Origin of the sequence: Roseburia sp. 1XD42-69 (genome assembly GCF_003612565.1) — a bacterium.
In the GTDB taxonomy this organism is placed as follows: Bacteria; Bacillota; Clostridia; order Lachnospirales; family Lachnospiraceae; genus Roseburia_B.
This window is the reverse complement of sequence record NZ_RAZG01000037.1, coordinates 1-18,501: the sequence shown is the minus strand read 5'-3', so window position 1 is coordinate 18,501 and position 18,501 is coordinate 1. Positions and strand designations below refer to the sequence as shown.

At 46.2% G+C, this 18,501-nt stretch carries 18 protein-coding genes and 1 tRNA gene; all 19 read left to right on the top strand.

Translation table 11 applies throughout. The features are described from left to right. Window positions 1-139 precede the first annotated feature (139 nt). The 19 genes from D7Y06_RS15580 to D7Y06_RS15490 all read left to right on the top strand — a co-directional run bounded on the left by D7Y06_RS15580 (window position 140) and on the right by D7Y06_RS15490 (window position 18,060). Entirely contained in the window at window positions 140-1,603 is a 1,464-nt protein-coding gene (locus D7Y06_RS15580) for a UDP-N-acetylmuramoyl-L-alanyl-D-glutamate--2,6-diaminopimelate ligase (RefSeq protein ID WP_120408680.1), read from the top strand. Further along, the gene (priA, locus tag D7Y06_RS15575; protein ID WP_120408679.1) at window positions 1,600-3,831 is read left to right on the top strand and encodes a replication restart helicase PriA; all 2,232 of its coding nucleotides are present in this window, start codon (window positions 1,600-1,602) and stop codon (window positions 3,829-3,831) included. The genes D7Y06_RS15580 and priA overlap by 4 nt, the downstream gene beginning before the upstream one ends. Before the next feature lie 21 nt (window positions 3,832-3,852). After that, window positions 3,853-4,323 carry a peptide deformylase gene (gene def, locus D7Y06_RS15570; protein ID WP_120408678.1) on the top strand — a complete coding sequence of 157 codons (471 nt, stop codon included), beginning with the start codon at window positions 3,853-3,855 and terminating at the stop codon, window positions 4,321-4,323. A 2-nt stretch (window positions 4,324-4,325) separates the two neighbouring features. Next, entirely contained in the window at window positions 4,326-5,255 is a 930-nt protein-coding gene (gene fmt / locus D7Y06_RS15565) for a methionyl-tRNA formyltransferase (protein WP_120408677.1), read from the top strand. A 42-nt stretch (window positions 5,256-5,297) separates the two neighbouring features. Continuing rightward, window positions 5,298-6,008: a zinc metallopeptidase gene (locus D7Y06_RS15560; RefSeq protein WP_120408676.1), complete on the top strand. Its 711-nt coding sequence runs from the start codon at window positions 5,298-5,300 to the stop codon at window positions 6,006-6,008. After that, window positions 5,998-7,323 carry a 16S rRNA (cytosine(967)-C(5))-methyltransferase RsmB gene (rsmB, locus tag D7Y06_RS15555; RefSeq protein ID WP_120408675.1) on the top strand — a complete coding sequence of 442 codons (1,326 nt, stop codon included), beginning with the start codon at window positions 5,998-6,000 and terminating at the stop codon, window positions 7,321-7,323. Before D7Y06_RS15560 ends, rsmB begins: the two co-directional genes overlap by 11 nt. After that, the gene (rlmN, locus tag D7Y06_RS15550; RefSeq protein WP_120408674.1) at window positions 7,323-8,360 is read left to right on the top strand and encodes a 23S rRNA (adenine(2503)-C(2))-methyltransferase RlmN; all 1,038 of its coding nucleotides are present in this window, start codon (window positions 7,323-7,325) and stop codon (window positions 8,358-8,360) included. Before rsmB ends, rlmN begins: the two co-directional genes overlap by 1 nt. A 1-nt stretch (window position 8,361) precedes the next feature. Then, a complete protein-coding gene (locus D7Y06_RS15545; protein ID WP_120408673.1) occupies window positions 8,362-9,090 on the top strand; it encodes a Stp1/IreP family PP2C-type Ser/Thr phosphatase in 729 nt (242 codons plus the stop codon). Window positions 9,091-9,106: 16 nt separating this feature from the next. After that, entirely contained in the window at window positions 9,107-11,179 is a 2,073-nt protein-coding gene (pknB, locus tag D7Y06_RS15540; protein ID WP_120408672.1) for a Stk1 family PASTA domain-containing Ser/Thr kinase, read from the top strand. 8 nt (window positions 11,180-11,187) lie between these two features. Then, window positions 11,188-12,066, top strand: coding sequence for a ribosome small subunit-dependent GTPase A (rsgA, locus tag D7Y06_RS15535; protein WP_120408671.1), 879 nt, complete (start codon window positions 11,188-11,190; stop codon window positions 12,064-12,066). A 27-nt stretch (window positions 12,067-12,093) separates the two neighbouring features. Further along, entirely contained in the window at window positions 12,094-12,747 is a 654-nt protein-coding gene (gene rpe / locus D7Y06_RS15530) for a ribulose-phosphate 3-epimerase (protein WP_120408670.1), read from the top strand. A gap of 3 nt (window positions 12,748-12,750) precedes the next feature. Then, a complete protein-coding gene (locus D7Y06_RS15525) occupies window positions 12,751-13,407 on the top strand; it encodes a thiamine diphosphokinase (protein WP_120408669.1) in 657 nt (218 codons plus the stop codon). Between the two features lie 253 nt (window positions 13,408-13,660). Next, window positions 13,661-14,761 (top strand): redox-regulated ATPase YchF, encoded by a 1,101-nt coding sequence (ychF, locus tag D7Y06_RS15520; protein WP_120408668.1) that lies wholly within the window; start codon window positions 13,661-13,663, stop codon window positions 14,759-14,761. Between the two features lie 52 nt (window positions 14,762-14,813). Further along, on the top strand, window positions 14,814-15,068 hold the full coding sequence (locus D7Y06_RS15515; protein ID WP_120408667.1) for a YlmC/YmxH family sporulation protein: 255 nt from the start codon (window positions 14,814-14,816) through the stop codon (window positions 15,066-15,068). A 21-nt stretch (window positions 15,069-15,089) separates the two neighbouring features. Then, window positions 15,090-15,542 (top strand): transcriptional regulator NrdR, encoded by a 453-nt coding sequence (gene nrdR, locus D7Y06_RS15510; protein ID WP_120408666.1) that lies wholly within the window; start codon window positions 15,090-15,092, stop codon window positions 15,540-15,542. Between the two features lie 19 nt (window positions 15,543-15,561). Then, window positions 15,562-16,077 carry a YqeG family HAD IIIA-type phosphatase gene (locus tag D7Y06_RS15505; protein ID WP_120408665.1) on the top strand — a complete coding sequence of 172 codons (516 nt, stop codon included), beginning with the start codon at window positions 15,562-15,564 and terminating at the stop codon, window positions 16,075-16,077. Between the two features lie 98 nt (window positions 16,078-16,175). Beyond that, window positions 16,176-16,248 (top strand) — tRNA-Gly (locus D7Y06_RS15500). Between the two features lie 142 nt (window positions 16,249-16,390). After that, entirely contained in the window at window positions 16,391-17,050 is a 660-nt protein-coding gene (locus tag D7Y06_RS15495) for a response regulator transcription factor (protein WP_120408664.1), read from the top strand. Beyond that, window positions 17,047-18,060, top strand: coding sequence for a sensor histidine kinase (locus D7Y06_RS15490; RefSeq protein ID WP_120408663.1), 1,014 nt, complete (start codon window positions 17,047-17,049; stop codon window positions 18,058-18,060). Before D7Y06_RS15495 ends, D7Y06_RS15490 begins: the two co-directional genes overlap by 4 nt. Window positions 18,061-18,501 lie beyond the last annotated feature (441 nt).

Sequence of the window (18,501 nt, the reverse complement as noted above, 5' to 3'; positions counted from 1 at the left end):
TTAACCCATGTATTGTAATCCTACATTCCTGGCTCTATTTGTAAATGCTTCGCACTTGTAAAATTCCCGCTTTTATCATATAATAATGTGAAAAAGCTGTAAAAGACCCGAAAACGAAACGGGAAAGGGTGAAAGAAGCATGAGAGAACTGAATCAATTATTGGAAGGGCTGGAGTATAAAATCCTCCAGGGAAGCCTTCATAAAACCATTACGGATTTGGTGTACGATTCCAGGAAAGTGACAAAAGACTGCATGTTTGTCTGTGTGAAAGGGGCCCAGGCGGACGGCCACGTTTTTGCAGGGGAGGCGGCGGAAATGGGCGCATCTGTCCTTGTGGTGATGGAGGAGGTATCTGCGCCGGAAAATGTGACAGTGATTTTGGTAGAGGATACAAGATATGCATTGGCGCTTTTGTCAGCGGCCTACTTTGATTATCCCGCCAATGAATTAAAAGTCATTGGAGTGACAGGGACAAAGGGGAAAACCACCACCACCTATATGGTAAAATCCATTTTGGAGGGAGCCGGGCACAAAGTAGGGCTTATGGGAACCATAGAGACGGTAATCGGGGAGGAAGTGATACCCTCCGCCAATACCACGCCGGAATCTTACCTGATACAAAAGTATTTCCGCAAAATGGTGGAAAAGGGATGCGACTGCTGTGTGATGGAAGTTTCCTCCCAGGGCCTTATGATGCACAGGACGGCGGGCTTTACATTTGAAATTGGAATTTTTACCAATTTGGAGCCGGACCATATCGGCCCTAACGAACACAAAAGTTTTGAAGAATATATGGCATGTAAGAGCCTTCTGTTTCGTCAGTGCAGAATCGGTATTGTAAATATGGATGATGTGCACTGGCAGGATGTATTAACAGGCCATACCTGCAAGGTGGAGACCTTTGGGTTTTCCCGGGAGGCAGACCTTCGGGCGGAGGATATGCGCTGTATCCACAGGCCGGGATACCTGGGGGTAACATACCATACAGCAGGGCTTTTGGATTTTCATGTGGAAATTGATGTGCCGGGAAAATTCAGCGTCTACAATTCCCTTACCGCCATTGCCATCTGCCGTCATTTCGGCGTTTCTGTGGAAGTGATGAAGCAGGCCCTAAAGGGGGCAAAGACCAAGGGAAGGATTGAGATGGTAAAAGTTTCCGATGAATTTACCTTAATGATTGACTACGCCCACAATGCCATGAGTTTAAAGAGCCTTTTGACTACTTTAAAAGAGTATGAGCCTGGAAGGCTTGTATGCCTGTTCGGCTGCGGGGGGAACCGGGCCAAGTCCAGGCGCTATGAGATGGGGGAGGTTTCTGGAGAGCTTGCGGATTTAACCATAATTACCTCCGATAATCCCAGGTTTGAAGAGCCCCAGGCTATTATCGATGACATTAAAACCGGAATCGAAAAGACAGAGGGCAAATATGTGGAGATAATTGACAGAAAAGAAGCCATCCGCTATGCCATAAAAAATGGCAGGCCGGGGGATGTCATTGTCCTGGCGGGAAAAGGCCATGAGGATTACCAGGAAATCAAGGGGAAAAAATATCCCATGGACGAAAGAGATTTGATTGCAGATATACTAAAGGAAGGAATATGATATTTTTTGCAAATATTATCATAGATATATCCCAGGCAAAACTGGATAAAACCTTTCAGTATCGGATACCGGAGGAACTTTTATCAGGGATTCATCCCGGGGTTAAGGTGTCTGTGCCCTTTGGCAGCGGAAACCGCACCATTCATGGGTATGTGCTGGAAGTGACGGATAAACCGGAATTTGACACAGAAAAAATAAAGGAAATTTTATCTGTGGAAGAAGAAGGGGTGGAGATTTCCGGGCAGCTAATTGCCCTGGCGGCCTGGATGCGGAAAAATTATGGGGGCACCATGAACCAGGCGTTAAAGACGGTGATTCCCGTAAAGCAAAAGGAAAAGTTAAAGGTAAGACGCAGTTTAAAACTCCTGTTATCCCAGGAGGAGGCGGCGGAAGTGCTTTCTTCCTATGAAAAAAAGCACAGCAGGGCAAGGGCCAGGCTTTTGCGGGAACTGATGGAGCACCCTGAAATTGACTATGACATTGTAATTCACAAGTTAAATATCACAAGTGCCGTGATAAAGGCATTGGAAGGGCAGAAAGTTTTATCGGTGGAGATACGGCAGGTATACAGAAATCCTGTGGCCCATTTAAAAAGCAGGGGATATGACATTGTGTTAAATGGTTTTCAGAGGGAAGCGGTGAATGAGGTGCTTTCCCATATGGAAGAGGGGCAGGGTTTCACCTACCTTCTCCACGGGGTTACAGGCAGCGGCAAGACGGAAGTGTACATGGAATTAATTGCCCATGTGATTTCCCGGGGAAAGGCAGCCATTATGCTGATACCGGAAATTGCCCTGACCTACCAGACGGTGATGCGGTTTTATGACCGTTTCGGAGAGCGGGTTTCCATTTTAAATTCTAAAATGTCCCCCGGGGAGCGGTATGACCAGTTCCTCCGGGCAAAGCAGGGGGAGATCGACATTATGATAGGCCCAAGGTCGGCGCTTTTTACCCCCTTTGCCAATTTAGGTTTGATTATAATAGACGAAGAGCATGAGAACAGTTACAAAAGCGAAACCGTCCCCAGGTACCATGCCAGGGAGACGGCGATAAAACGGGGGGAGATGGCAGGGGCGTCAGTTGTTTTAGGCTCCGCCACCCCCTCTTTGGAAAGTTATTACAGGGCAAAACAGGGGGAGTTTAAACTCCTCACTTTAAAGCAGAGGGTAAAGGAAAAGCCCCTGCCCATTTGCCATATTGTGGATTTGCGGGAGGAACTTAAGGCGGGAAACCGCTCCATTTTAAGCAGGAAGTTAAAAGAGCTTATGGAGGAGAGGCTTAGGAAGAAGCAGCAGATTATGCTGTTTTTAAACAGAAGGGGAATTTCAGGATTTGTGTCCTGCCGAAGCTGCGGTGAAGTGATAAAATGTCCCCACTGCGATGTTTCTTTAAGTCTTCACAGAAATAACAAATTAGTGTGCCATTATTGTGGGTATGAGACAAAGGCACCGAAAATCTGCCCCCTATGCTCTTCTAAGTACATCAGCGGTTTTAAGGCGGGAACACAGAAAATTGAAGAGCTGGTGGGAGGGTGTTTTCCCAAGGCAAGGATTCTTCGCATGGATTTTGACACCACAAGGAAAAAGGGGAGCTACGAGGCAATCCTCTCCGCATTTTCCGCCGGGGAAGCGGATATTTTAATCGGCACCCAGATGATTGTAAAAGGACATGATTTTCCAAATGTAACCCTGGTGGGGATATTAGCGGCGGATATGTCTATGTATGTCAGCGATTACACCGCAGGGGAGCGTACCTTTCAGCTTTTAACCCAGGCGGCGGGAAGGGCGGGACGGGGCAGTCTTCCCGGGGAAGTGGTCATCCAGACCTACAATCCAGGGCATTATGCCATAAAGACGGCACAAAAGCAGGATTATGAGGCGTTTTACCAGGAGGAGATTACATACCGCAAAATGATGCATTATCCCCCGGTATATCACATGTTACTGGTGATTTTTACCAGTGAGGAGGAAAGTGCAGCCATTCAGGCGTCTATACGCTTTTCCAATGTGATAAAAAAAGCGGCCATTGAAAATCTGCAGATGATAGGCCCGGCAGGGGCCCCAGTGGCAAAAGTAAAAGATATTTACCGTCAGGTTATTTATTTAAAGCATCCGGAATATGAAAGCCTGGTTGCTTTAAAGGACAGGATGGAGTTATTCATAAAGGAAAAACAGGACATGGAACAGGTGGGAATCACCTTTGATTTTGACCCGGCAGGGGGAATTTAGAAAGGAGAAACAAAGAAAGTTATGGCACTCAGGACAATTCGGATGCAGGGAGACGCAGTGTTAACAAAGAAATGCAGGGAGATTACCGAGATGACTCCCAAAATCCAGATGTTAATTGACGATATGTTGGAAACTATGTATGAAGCCCAGGGAGTGGGCCTTGCAGCACCCCAGGTAGGCATTTTAAAGCGTCTGGTGGTAATTGACGTGGGGGAGGAACCCCTGGTTTTAATAAACCCGGAAATTATTTCTTCCGACGGGGTGCAGACCGGGGGAGAGGGGTGCTTAAGCCTGCCCGGCATGGCGGGCCAGGTCACAAGGCCAAACCATGTAATTGCTAAAGCATATGACAGGAACATGCATGAGATTACCGTGGAAGGCACAGATCTTTTAGCAAGGGCTATCTGCCATGAGGTTGACCATTTAGAGGGACATATGTATACGGAATTTGTGGAGGGAGACCTTTACGAAGTATCCTATGAGGAGGATTAATTATGCGGGTAGTGTTTATGGGAACCCCGGATTTTGCGGCGGGAATATTAGAGGCGGTTGTCCTTGCAGGCCATGAGGTGGTTTTGGCTGTGAGCCAGCCGGATAAGCCAAAGGGCAGGGGAAAGGCATTGCAGTTTCCCCCGGTAAAGGAGTATGCCATTTCCCAGGGTATAGAAGTGTACCAGCCAAGAAAAGTCCGGGAGGCGGAATGCGTGGAATTTATCCGGGAAAGACAGCCGGAAATCATTGTGGTGGCGGCTTTTGGACAGATACTCCCAAAAGAGCTCCTTGACCTGCCGAAATACGGCTGCATAAACGTCCACGCCTCCCTTTTGCCCAAATACCGGGGGGCTGCGCCCATCCAGTGGGCGGTGATAAACGGGGATAAAGTTTCCGGAGTTACCATTATGCGCATGGATGTAGGGCTTGACACCGGGGATATCATAGAAACGGCCGAGACAGAAATTTCCCCGGAGGAAACGGGAGGAAGCCTTTTTGACAAGTTAGAAAAGCTTGGGGCGAAGCTTTTAGTGGAAACCATGGAAAAAATTGAAAATGGCACCGCAAGGTATACGAAACAGGAAGAATCACAGGCAAGCCATGTGGGAATGATAGATAAGAGCATGGGAGATATTGACTGGAAGAAATCTGCCGTTGAAATTGAAAATCTCATCCGGGGATTAAATCCCTGGCCTAGTGCATATACCAGGCTGAATGGGAAAACACTAAAAATATGGAAGGCCCTTCCGGAGCCGGGAGGAGAACCCCAAAAAGCCGGCTGCGTGTATCTTGTGAATAAAAAAGAACTGAAAATCCATACCGGGGACGGCGTGCTTTCACTGTTGGAAGTCCAGCTTGAAGGGAAAAAGCGCATGGACATTCCGTCATTTCTCCGAGGATATGAAGTACTATCAAATGCCAAACTGGGATAGAAAATAAAATATTAAATCATAACATAAGAAAGGAACTTTACTATGGGATACGGATATTATGGGTTTTGGGACCCCACCTACTTTCTGGTAATCATTGGGGCACTTATCTGCATGATTGCTTCTGCAAGAGTTAAAACTACTTTTAATAAATACTCCAGATACCGGAGCAGAACAAATATGACAGGAAAGGAGGCGGCCCAAAGAGTGCTGCGCTCCGCCGGGATAATGGATGTTACTGTCCGTCACGTGTCAGGAAGCCTTACAGACCATTATGACCCCAGGAATAAGACATTGAATCTCTCTGACAGCGTCTATGATTCCACCTCCGTGGCTGCTATCGGTGTTGCAGCCCACGAGTGCGGCCATGCCATACAGCATCAGAAAGATTACGCCCCCCTTTCTATCCGAAGCGCTATTGTTCCTGTGGCCAATATCGGTTCCACCTTGGCCTGGCCTCTGATAATTATCGGCCTTTTGTTTTCCAGCGCCACAGGTTCTTTTCTCATTAAGCTGGGGATTATCTGTTTTTCCCTGGCGGTACTCTTTCAGCTTGTAACCCTTCCCGTGGAGTTTGATGCCTCCAGGCGGGCGGTAAATATCCTTGGCAGCACAGGGATTTTAAGCGAGGAGGAACTTCCCATGACAAAGAAAGTTTTAGGTGCGGCGGCCCTTACCTATGTGGCTGGTGCGGCGGCAGCTATTTTACAGCTCCTTCGTCTGATTCTCCTTTTTGGTGGCAGAAATGACGACTAAGGGAGAAAATACCAGGGAGCTGGTGCTTGAGACGCTTTTGTCCGTTGAAAAAGGGGAGAGTTACAGCCACAAGGCGCTCTCTGCCCTTTTGGACAAGTATCAGTATCTCTCCAAACAGGAGAGGAGCTTTATCACCAGGGTTACCCTTGGCACTTTAGAGCGGAGGATAGAGCTTGACTATATCATAGACTGGTTTTCCAAGGTAAAGGTAAAGAAGATGAAGCCTGTGATACGGTGTATTCTGCGCATGGGTGTTTACCAGCTAAAGTATATGGATTCTGTGCCGGATTCCGCTGTGTGCAATGAGGCGGTGAAACTGGCGGGGAAAAAAGGATTTGGGAGTTTAAAAGGCTTTGTGAACGGGGTTTTGCGCAGTATCAGCAGAAATCTCCCAGAGGTTTCCTACCCTTCGGAGGAGGAAAAACCCATAGAGGCAGTTTCCATCCGCTGTTCCATTCCCCAGTGGATATTACGGCAGTGGAGAGAGGATTACGGGTGGGAAAAGACGAAATCTATGGCGGAGTCCTTTTTAAACCAGGAGCGGACAACCATCCGGGTAAACACCATGATGACGGACAGGGAAAAGTTGATTGATGATTTAAAAAAGCAGGGAATCCAGGCGGAAAAAGTTGTTTTAAGGGATTATCCCGATTTTAAACAGGGGCTGTACATATGGGAGTATGACTATCTCTTAAAAATAAAAGAGTTTGCACAGGGACAGTTTTATGTGCAGGATGTAAGTTCCATGCTTCCGGTCTGGTTTCTGAACCCAAAAGAAGGGGATTTTGTGGTGGATGTGTGCGCTGCGCCGGGAGGGAAAAGCATCCATGCGGCGCAATTAATGCAAGGGCTTGGTGTGGTGGAGGCCAGGGATTTGACGGACTATAAGGTGGGGCTTATAGAAGAAAATATTGCCCGGGCCAGGCTTAAGAATGTAAAAGCCGTGAAATGGGACGCCTTAATATTGGATGAATCTCTTGTGGGAAAAGCGGATGGGGTGATTGCGGATTTGCCCTGTTCCGGCCTTGGGGTGCTTAAAAAAAAGCCTGACATCCGTTACCGCATGACAAGGGAGCAGCAGGAGGAGTTATCCAGGCTTCAGAGACAGATACTCTCCAATGCCTGCCAGTATGTAAAGCCGGGAGGGACCCTTTTGTATTCCACCTGCACGGTAAACAAAATAGAAAACGAGGACAACACGGCCTGGTTTTTAGAAAACCACCGGGAGTTTTCTTTGGCAAAGGAACGTCAGATCTTTCCCGGGGAAAGCTGCGGGGACGGTTTTTATCTTGCAAAAATGATACGGAGATTATGATGGAAAAAGCGGATATAAAATCCATGAGCCTGTTGGAGCTGACAGACTTTGTAACCCATTTGGGGGAGAAAGGTTTTCGGGGGAAACAGCTCTATCAGTGGATGCATGAAAAACTTTCCCCCTCCATAGATGACATGACCAATCTTCCGGCAGGTTTTCGGGAAAAATTAAAAGAAGAATGTATTTATACATTGCTAAGGCAAAAAGACGTGCAGGTTTCAAAAGACGGGACGAAAAAGTATCTTTTTCTCCTCCAGGACGGCAATGCAGTGGAAAGTGTACTGATGCGTTACAAATTTGGAAATTCCCTTTGCATTTCCTCCCAGGCAGGTTGCAGGATGGGCTGCAGGTTCTGCGCCTCCACTTTGGAGGGGCTGGTGCGAAACCTTACCCCCTCCGAGATGTTAGAGCAGGTGTACCAAATTACAAGGGACACCGGGGAGAGGGTCAGCCATGTGGTGGTGATGGGCACGGGAGAGCCCTTAGACAACTTTGATAATCTTTTAAGGTTTATTGAACTTCTCACCGGGGAGGGGGGCCAGAACTTAAGCCAGAGGAATGTGACGGTAAGCACCTGCGGCCTTGTCCCAAAGATTCGGGAACTGGCAGAAAAGAAACTCCAGATTACCCTGGCCTTATCCCTCCACGCCCCCAATCAGGAAAAAAGAAGGGAACTTATGCCAGTGGCAAATAAATATGAGCTTTCCTCTGTGATAGATGCCTGTAAAACTTATGTGGAGCTTACAGGCAGGAGAATCACTTTCGAGTACAGCCTTGTGGCGGGGGCAAATGATTCCCCGGAGGACGCAAAGGAACTTGCGGATTTAATCAAAGGCATAAACTGCCATGTGAACCTTATTCCTGTAAATCCCATTAAAGAGCGGAATTATAAAAGGCCGAAGGGGGAAGCGGTACAGGGATTTAAAAATAAGCTTGAAAAATATGGAATAAATGTTACTATTAGAAGAGAAATGGGCCAGGATATTGACGGAGCCTGTGGACAATTACGGAAAAAATACATGGAGAGGCAGGGATAGCATGAAAACATTTTCCATAACGGATATAGGTTTACGCCGGAATATGAATCAGGATGCCATGTTTACATCTGAGATTCCGGTGGGAAATCTGCCCAATCTTTTCCTTGTGGCGGATGGAATGGGCGGTCATAATGCCGGGGAATATGCTTCCAGCCATGCTGTGAAGACAATTGTAGCTGTGGCAAAGGAGTCGGGGGAGAGGGAAATTCCCCTGATTTTAAGAGATGCCATCATGCAGGCAAACAGGGCTCTGATTGAAAAAGCAAAAGAAGACGCGTCTATGAAAGGCATGGGAACTACCATTGTTGCTGCGGTGATTGCAGAGGGCAGGCTTTTTGCGGCAAATGTGGGGGACAGCAGGTTATATATCGTAAACCAGGAGATTAGACAGATTACAAGAGACCATTCCCTTGTGCAGGAGATGGTGCGCTTAGGGGAGTTGGATCAGGAGAAAGCCAGGGAACACCCGGATAAAAATATAATTACAAGAGCTGTGGGGGCAGTGCCGGAGATTGAAATTGATTTTTTTGAGGCCGGTTTGAGGGATTCAGACGAAATCCTTATGTGCTCCGACGGGCTTACCAACATGATTGAGGATGAGGATATCCGAAGGATTATGAAAAGCCAGAGGGACATTGCGGAGCAGGCGGAAAAATTAGTGGAAACCGCCAATGCCAATGGTGGGAGAGACAATATTACGGTGGTTGTAATTGAGCCATTCGGTGAATAGAAAGACAGGTGAAAGTATGTTGACAGCGGGAATGTTTGTATCGGATCGTTATGAGATAATAGAAAAAATCGGTGCCGGGGGAATGTCTGATGTATTTAAGGCAAGGGACCATATTTTAGGGCGCAATGTGGCAATTAAGGTTTTAAAACAGGAATTTGCCGCAGATGTGAATTTTGTGACAAAATTCCGTACCGAGGCACAGTCAGCAGCAGGGTTAGAGCATCCCAATATTGTAAATATTTATGATGTGGGCAGCGAAGAGGGTATTTACTTTATTGTGATGGAATATGTAGAAGGTGTCACATTAAAGACTTATATAGAGAAAAAAGTGCAGCTCACCTACAAAGAGGCGGTGAGCATTGCTATCCAGGTAGGGCGGGGAATTGAGGCGGCCCATGCCAAACATATTATCCACCGGGATATTAAACCTCAGAATATACTGATTTCCACAGAGGGAAAGGCCAAAGTCACAGATTTTGGAATTGCCAGGGCTGTTTCCAGCAATACCATCAGTGCAGATGTAATGGGCTCTGTGCATTATTCCTCCCCGGAGCAGGCAAGAAACGGCTTTGTGGACGGAAAAAGCGACATTTATTCCCTGGGTATTGTGATGTATGAGATGGTGACAGGGCGTGTTCCCTTTGACGGGGATACCACGGTTGCGGTGGCTATCCAGCATCTTCAGGAGGAGATGGTTCCCCCCAGCAATTACGCCCCAAACCTCCCTGTAAGCTTAGAAAAGATAATTTTAAAGTGTACCCAGAAAAGCCCGGACAGGCGGTATGACTCCATCAGTGACCTTTTAATTGACTTAAAGAAAGTCCTTATCAGCCCCAACGATGATTTTGTCACCATGGGAACTGAGGATAATCAGGATAAGACAAGAGTGGTAAGCCAGGAGGAAGTGGCACAGATTAAACAGGTGAGACCCGCAAGGCCTGCAAAGCAGTCCCATGTTTCCAAAAGGGAGGAAGCGGAGGAAGAATACGGGTATGATTATGAGGAAGAAGAGGATGATGAGGAAGAGGACGACGGTTTCTTAAATCCCAAAATGGAGAAGGCAGTGACCATAGGGGGAATCGTGGCGGGCCTTATCATTGTGGCTATTTTAATCTACTTCTTCGGCCATATGGCAGGTGTTTTTGGCGGAGGCTCTAAAAAGCCAAAGAAGGACAAAGAGGAAAAAGAGGCTATTGTCACGGAGCAGGAGACAAAAGAGGAAGTGGAGATGATTTCTGTTCTGGGGCTTACTATGGATGAGGCAAAGGAGAAGCTTCACGAGAAGAAAATCGGAATCCGTCAGGCAGGGACACAGGCCAGCGATGAGTACCCGGAGGGGCAGATTGTCTCCCAGGATATAGAAAGCGGGGAAGAGGTTCCCATAAACACTACGGTAAATGTGTATATCAGCAGCGGTGCCGGGAGCATAAGCGTAACTTCCGTCCTTGGAATTTCCGAGCAGGAGGCGAAAAATACCCTTACCGCCCAGGGATTCCTTGTAAGTACCAGCCAGTCATACAGCGATACGGTGGAGGAAGGGAAGGTAATTTCCCAGACGCCAGGCGGCGGAGCCTCTGCCAAGAAGGGGGATACGGTAAATCTTGTTATCAGCAGCGGCAAGGAAGTGAAAAAAGTGGTTGTCCCCGATGTGGTGAACAAAGGAAAGCAGGAGGCCGTGAATATGCTTACCAATGCGGGGCTTACCGTAACCAGCACTTCCACGGACTACAGCGATAACATAGCGGAGGGGAATGTCATCAGCCAGAGCATAGCCAAAGACCAGAGCGTGGACGAGGGAACCAATATCAGCCTTGTGATAAGCCTTGGTTCCAGGGTGACAAAATACTACTGCAATGCAAAAATTACCGCACCGGACAGCTCCGAGGTAAAATCAGCGGATATTACCCTGCGGGATGCCAGCGGCCAGGTGCTTCAGATTTGGTCTGGCATTGATATTGGAAAATTCCCCTACACCATTTCTGTTTCCGATATTGAGAGTTCTGACAGGGGAACATTGGACATTACCTGGCATTTATCCGACGGGACGGCCCAGGAGCAGCATGAAAATGTCACATTCACGAAGCAGTAGGGAATCGTATGAAGGGTAAAATCGTAAAAGGAATCGCCGGATTCTACTATGTACACACCGCAGATTCCGGGGTTTATGAATGCAAGGCAAAAGGGATTTTCCGCAAGGACAAAAAGAAGCCCCTGGTGGGGGATGATGTGGAGCTGGATGTTTTAGATTCGGAGGAAATGGAGGGCAATATCACAGAAATCCTTCCCAGGAAAAATGAATTAATCCGCCCCAATGTAGCCAATATAGATCAGGCCCTTGTGATATTTGCGGCGGAGAGGCCGGAGCCAAATTACAACCTTTTGGACCGTTTTCTTGTGATGATGGCATATCAGAATGTGCCGGTAATTATATGTTTTAATAAAAGCGATTATATTACTGGGGAGAAAGCCAAGGAGATGGCTTATGATTACGGGAAATGCGGTTCTAAAGTTATGTTTACCAGTGTGGCCAAGGAGGAGGGGCTAAGAGAACTCTTTTCCATTTTGGAGGGAAAGACAAGTGTGTTAGCAGGGCCTTCCGGGGTGGGAAAGTCCTCTATTGTAAATTATATGCAGCCCTTAGCGGCCATGGAGACAGGAAAAATCAGTGAAAAAATCGGGAGGGGAAAAAATACTACAAGACATTCCCAGCTCATTTATGTAAAGGAAAACACATATATTATGGACACACCGGGGTTTAGTTCCCTGGATATCCCGGAATTAAAGGAAAATGACCTGTGGAAATATTATCCCGAGTTTGTTCCCTTAGAGCCATCCTGCAGATTCCGGGGATGCAGCCATATCAAAGAACCGGATTGCGGGGTGAAACGTGCTTTGGAGAAGGGGCAGATTTCAAAAGTGCGCTATCACAATTATGTGACGTTATACCAGGAGTTAAAGCAGATGAAACGTTATTAGTTTTTCAGGGGAAAAGGGGGATATGATATGAATTGTTTGTCACCGTCGCTTTTAGCGGCAGATTTTGCAAGGCTGGGCCAGCAGGTGGCCCTGATTGACCAGGCAGGTGCCCAGTATGTCCACATTGACGTTATGGACGGTATGTTTGTTCCAAGTATTTCCATGGGACTGCCGGTGATTAAATCCATCCGTCCTGTCAGTGACAGGATTTTTGATGTGCACCTTATGGTGCAGGATCCGGAGAAATGTATTGACGATTATGTGGAGGCGGGAGCGGATTTGATAACCGTCCACGCGGAGGCCTGCCGCCACTTAGACCGAACCATACGGATGATTAAGGAGCAGGATATTATTGCCGGGGTTGCCTTAAACCCCTCCACGCCCTTAAGCGCCATTGAATATCTTCTTCCGGTGGTGGATATGGTTTTGATTATGACGGTAAATCCGGGGTATGGGGGACAGAAGCTGATTTCCTATACCTTGGATAAAATCAGGGATTTAAAGAAAATGATTGACAGCAGGGGCTTAAAAACGGATATTGAGGTGGACGGGGGAATTACCATGGAAAACCTGGGAACAGTGATGGATGCAGGGGCAAATATTATTGTCTCCGGCAGCTCTGTGTTCCAGGGGGATGTGGAAGAAAATGTGAAAGAATTTTTAGATTTTATGGCGGAGTAAAGTATGAGGCAGGCAGTGATTGTGACAGGGGGGACTGTAGATTTTGAATTTGCCCTGTCCTATATGAAAGAACAGAAAACGGCTCTTTTAGCAGCCGTGGATTTTGGTATGGAGTTTTTTCGGAAGGCAGGGGTAAAGCCGGATGTTATTGTGGGGGATTTTGACTCGGTAAAACAGGAGACACTGGCTTTTTTTAAAGGGCAGCAGGGGATTGACTGGCTGTCTCTTGTTCCGGAAAAAGACGATACAGACACGGAGGCGGCTATCCGTGAGGTGATACGCCGGGGATGCAAAAGAATCCATATCTTAGGGGCCACGGGAAGCCGCTTAGACCATGTGCTTGCCAATATCGGGCTGTTAGGCCTGGGGGTTTCCTGTGGAGTGGAAATCCTTATGGCGGATTCCTGCAATAGAATCCGCATGGTTAAGAATGGGATTTCCATCAGAAAAGAAGAGCAGTTTGGGGATTATGTTTCCCTGCTTCCCGTCACCCCAAAGGTGTCCGGGCTTACTTTAAAGGGCATGAAATATCCTCTGTTTCAGTATGAGTATTCCTGTTTTTCTTCCCTTGGAATCAGCAATGAGATTGTGGGGGATGAGGCGGAGATTTCTTTTGCGGAGGGGATTTTACTGGTGATTGAGTCCAGGGATGGAGAGTGAATCGTAAAAAATATGGGAAACACTAGTGGATAAAGTTGAAATAAGAGGCTGGATGTGGTAACATTTTATACTGTGTCAGACTCTTGTAGGCAAATATAGGTGTTATAATGAAACTGTGTATATATAACTGAGGATGAGAAAGAAATTAAGAAGTTTGGACAGGCATTCAAGCTTGGCTGATGGGCGGAAATGGTGCAAAGGTCAACCGAAAAATGCTTGAAACTCTTGAAAATAAAGGAGATGTGAGAATATTATGAAATTAGGAATTGTGGGGCTTCCCAACGTGGGAAAAAGCACTTTATTTAATTCACTGACAAAAGCGGGGGCGGAGTCAGCCAACTACCCTTTCTGCACCATTGACCCTAATGTGGGGATTGTCCCGGTGCCGGACGAGCGCATCACAAAGCTTGGGGAGATGTACCATTCAAAGAAAGTGACCCCGGCGGTGATAGAATTTGTGGATATTGCAGGGCTTGTAAAGGGAGCCAGCAAAGGGGAGGGGCTGGGAAACCAGTTTCTTGCCAATATTCGTGAGGTAGATGCCATTGTCCATGTGGTGCGGTGCTTTGAGGACGGAAATGTGGTCCATGTGGACGGCAGCATTAACCCCCTTAGGGATATTGAGACCATTAACCTGGAGCTTATTTTTTCAGACATAGAAATATTGGAGCGGAGGATTGCAAAAACGGCAAAAGGCGCCAGGATGGATAAAACCCAGGCAAAGGAGCTTGCCCTGTTAGAGAGCATCAAAAAGCACCTGGAAGACGGAAATATGGCAAAGACCTTTGAACTTTCTGAGGATGAGGACGAGACGGAGTGGTTTAAATCCTACAATCTTTTAACGGCAAAGCCGGTTATCTACGCAGCTAATGTGAAGGAAGAGGAGTTGGCGGAGGATGGGGAGAACAGCCCCTTTGTAAAACAGGTGAGGGAGCAGGCAAAAAAAGAGAACAGTGAGGTTTTTGTTATCTGTGCCCAGATTGAGCAGGAGATTGCGGAACTTGACGATGAGGAAAAGGCTATGTTTCTGGAGGATTTGGGCCTTAAGGAATCCGGCCTTGAAAAACTGATTAAGGCAAGCTACAGCCTTTTGGGTTTAATCAGTTTTTTAACCGCAGGGGAGGATGAGACCAGGGCCTGGACCATAAAAAAAGGCACAAAGGCTCCTCAGGCGGCAGGGAAAATCCACTCAGATTTTGAGCGGGGATTTATCCGGGCGGAGGTAGTAAATTATCAGGATTTGCTGGACTTAAAGAGCCTTTCCGCGGCAAAAGAGAAGGGGATTGTGGGCTTGGAAGGAAAAGAGTATGTGGTAAAGGACGGAGATGTGATTTTGTTCCGGTTTAATGTATAGGACAATGGGCAGGGGAATACAATAGAGAAAAGAACAGCTAAAGGCAGTAAAGATGCGTTTATGTGATTTGCAGGAGAAAGAAGTGATAAACATCTGCGACGGCAAATGCCTGGGAAATGTAATTGACCTGGAATTTGACAAAGAGACGGGATGTATTGAAAAAATCATTATACCTGGGCCTTGTAAGCTGTTTGGCATGTTTGGACATGAATTTGAATTCTGTATTCCCTGGAGATGCATTGTGCGCATTGGTTCCGACATTATTTTGGTTGAGGTAAAGGAAGAGGAAATAAGGAAGAAATTGTGAGGAAGTTTGGAGGAAGTACAAATGAAGTGTCCATATTGCAGCAGTGACAATACCAGGGTGATTGATTCTAGACCGGCAGAAGACAACAGTTCCATCCGCCGCCGCAGGCTTTGCGATTCCTGCGGGAAAAGATTTACCACCTATGAAAAAGTGGAGACGATTCCCCTTATTGTTATTAAAAAAGACAATAACAGGGAACAGTTTGACCGGTCAAAAATTGAAGCGGGAATTTTGCGGGCCTGCCATAAACGGCCCATATCCGCCAATCAGATTAATATGCTGGTGGATGAAATTGAGACGGAAGTGTTTAACCGGGAGGAAAAAGAGATTTCCAGCGCAGTCATCGGTGAGATTGTCATGGATAAGCTAAAGGACATTGAAGCGGTAGCCTATGTCCGGTTTGCTTCGGTATACCGGGAATTTAAGGATGTCAATACTTTTATGGACGAGCTGAAAAAAATATTGGACAAATAAAGGAAAAGTGAAACTATTTATGAAACATTATTTATTTCCAGATGAACAGATAACTTCTACATACGCCATTGACTTTGAAGGGTATTATAAAAAAGGATACCGGGGGCTGATATTTGATATTGACAATACCCTGGTGCCCCATGGCCATCCGGCGGACAAACGGGCGGTAAAACTGTTTCGGCGTCTTGGGGAACTGGGCTTTCAGTGGGTGTTTCTCTCCAATAACAAGGAGTTGCGGGTAAAGACTTTCCAGGAAAAGGTTGGGGGAAAATACATTTTTAAGGCGGGAAAACCCAAACCGGGAAATTACAAAAAGGCAATGGAGTGGATGGGAACGGATGCATCCACCACTCTTTTTGTGGGGGATCAGATTTTTACCGATGTGATGGGGGCAAATCTGGCAGGGATTCAAACCATTCTGGTGGAGCCTATTGACCCCAAAGAGGAGATTCAGATTATCTTAAAGCGCTATCCAGAAAAGCTGGTTCTCTTTTTCTACCGCTATTATCGGAAGAAACTGGGCAGGCGCCAATAAATTTTAATATTTTTCAAAATTTTTCAAAAAATATATTGACAAAACACAATTTGTGCTGTATTATAATTAATGTGCTTGAGGGAAAGCACAAAAGAAATGCGATAGTGGCGTAGTTGGTAACGCGCGACCTTGCCAAGGTCGAGACCGCGGGTTCGAGCCCCGTCTATCGCTCTTATAAAAACTTCCGAGATGTTCGGAAGTTTTTTCTTTTTATGTACAGGCCCACATAAGGAAATTTGCTGCTGACGCAGCATGTGGGCCGCACGGCGAGCAGGGAGAAAATCTTCCCTGCCCAATTCTACAGGGGGGAAACATGCATATTTTAATTATTGAAGATGAGCCTGATATCCGCCAGGAATTAAAACAGCTTTTGGAAAATGCACTGTACCAGGTGACTGTATTGGGAGATTTTAATAATCTAAGGGAAGAAATTTTAAATATGAATCCGGATCTTGTCCTTTTGGATGTAAACCTTCCAGGTGCATCCGGTTTTGAAGTGTGCAAAGAACTTCGGGTAATTTCCCAGGTCCCGGTGATTTTTGTTACGGGGAGGACAGATTCTATGGACGAGTTAAAGGGAATGCTGCAGGGCGGGGACGATTACATTACAAAGCCTTTTCATCCCCCGGTGCTCCTGGCCCACATTGCCGCTGTTTTAAAGCGGTGTCCCAGGGAAGAAAAAATGACGGACATCCACAAAGGCGTGGAGTTTGACAGGGCCCGGGGCTGTGTGGCTTATCAGGGGAGGCAGGCGGACTTGTCCAGAAATGAGTTAAAGATTTTATCCTGCCTTTTTCAGCATAAAAATCAGATTGTCTCCCGAATAGAGTTGGTGGAATATCTGTGGGATGAGCAGGTTTTTATTGACGACAATGCTTTAAGCGTGAATGTGACAAGGCTCCGCAGCAAGTTAGAGGATATTGGGGTCCATGATTTTATTCAGACAAAGCGGGGAATGGGGTATCGGATATGAGGTTCCTTGATTACCTGAAAGATAAATTATTGTTGTGTATCCTTCATGGGGTCTGTATGGGGCTTTTAACAATATTTTTGCGTCTTACGTCATATCCTTTGGACTACTGCGCCATTATACTTTTGTGCTGGTGTCTGATTCTTTTTTTGTGGCTCTTTGCCCGGTATTTTTCCCGGAAAACTTATTTTAATAAACTTATTTCCATTACGGATAACTTAGATAAGAGGTATCTTTTGGGAGAGTTAATGCCGGTATCTTTTTCCCTGGAGGACAGGCTGTATAGGGAGATTATCCGAAAATCCAACAAATCCGTGATTGAGCGCATCCGTAAAATAGAGGATGAAAAGAGAGAGTACCGGGAATATATTGAGAGCTGGGTACATGAAATTAAGGCTCCTATTACAGCCATTGAACTAAACTGCACCAATAACAGGGATGAACGGGGGCGTTACATTGCCGCTGAAAACCGGAAGGTGGAAAATTATGTGGATATGGCCCTTTACTATGCCCGTTTGGACGAGGTGTACAAGGATTATATCATCCTGGAGACAGATCTTTCGAAAGCGGCAAATGATGTTTTCATGAAAAATAAGGATTATTTGATTATGAGCCGGATACAGGCGGAAGTGGACTGCCCGGACAAGGTTTTTACAGATAAAAAGTGGATAGAGTTTATTTTAAACCAGTTGGTGCAAAACAGTGCGAAATACAGCAAAGGGAATGCCCATATCCGGATTTCCACTGAGAAGGGCCGGCAGGGGGTGCTTTTAAAAGTCAGGGATAACGGTATAGGGATTAAGAAAGAGGAATTGCCCCGGATATTTGAGAAGGGGTTTACCGGGACAAACGGAAGGGAGGTAAAGCGCTCCACAGGCATGGGGCTTTATCTGTGCGAAAGGCTTTGCGAAAAGCTTGGGATTTCCATTTCTGCTTCCTCCCTGGAGGGGGAGTGGACGGAAGTGGTTTTGGAATTTCCCATAAGCACATATTTGGCGGATTACAGAAGTTAAATTCTTATCTTTCAAAACTGTAAGGGGTGGAAAACCTCTTAAAAGCCTGATTTTACGGGAAAAACACTTACTATTCACTAGATTTATACACCAATTTTACACCAATCAATAAAATATTGAAAGGGCAGTTATGACAGGATAGAAAAAAATATGTCAATCCCCTTGCCGACAGGTAATTGCGGAGCAATTAGGGATTTACATATGGTGTACCGGCAATCAAAAATCCCAATAATTGGAAAAGGGATATTCCAATGCATTATTTTGGAATATCCCTTGATTAATCTATGTATTTTTGCCAATGTTCGGGGAATACTCCACTTGTCATTGAAAACGGATGACGCAATTACAGATATCCACATTCGTAATCGAAGAGGCTGTAAAAAATCTTGTGTCTATGAACTTTAGACTTTCCTGATAAGAATTAGATATGTAAGAGTATTT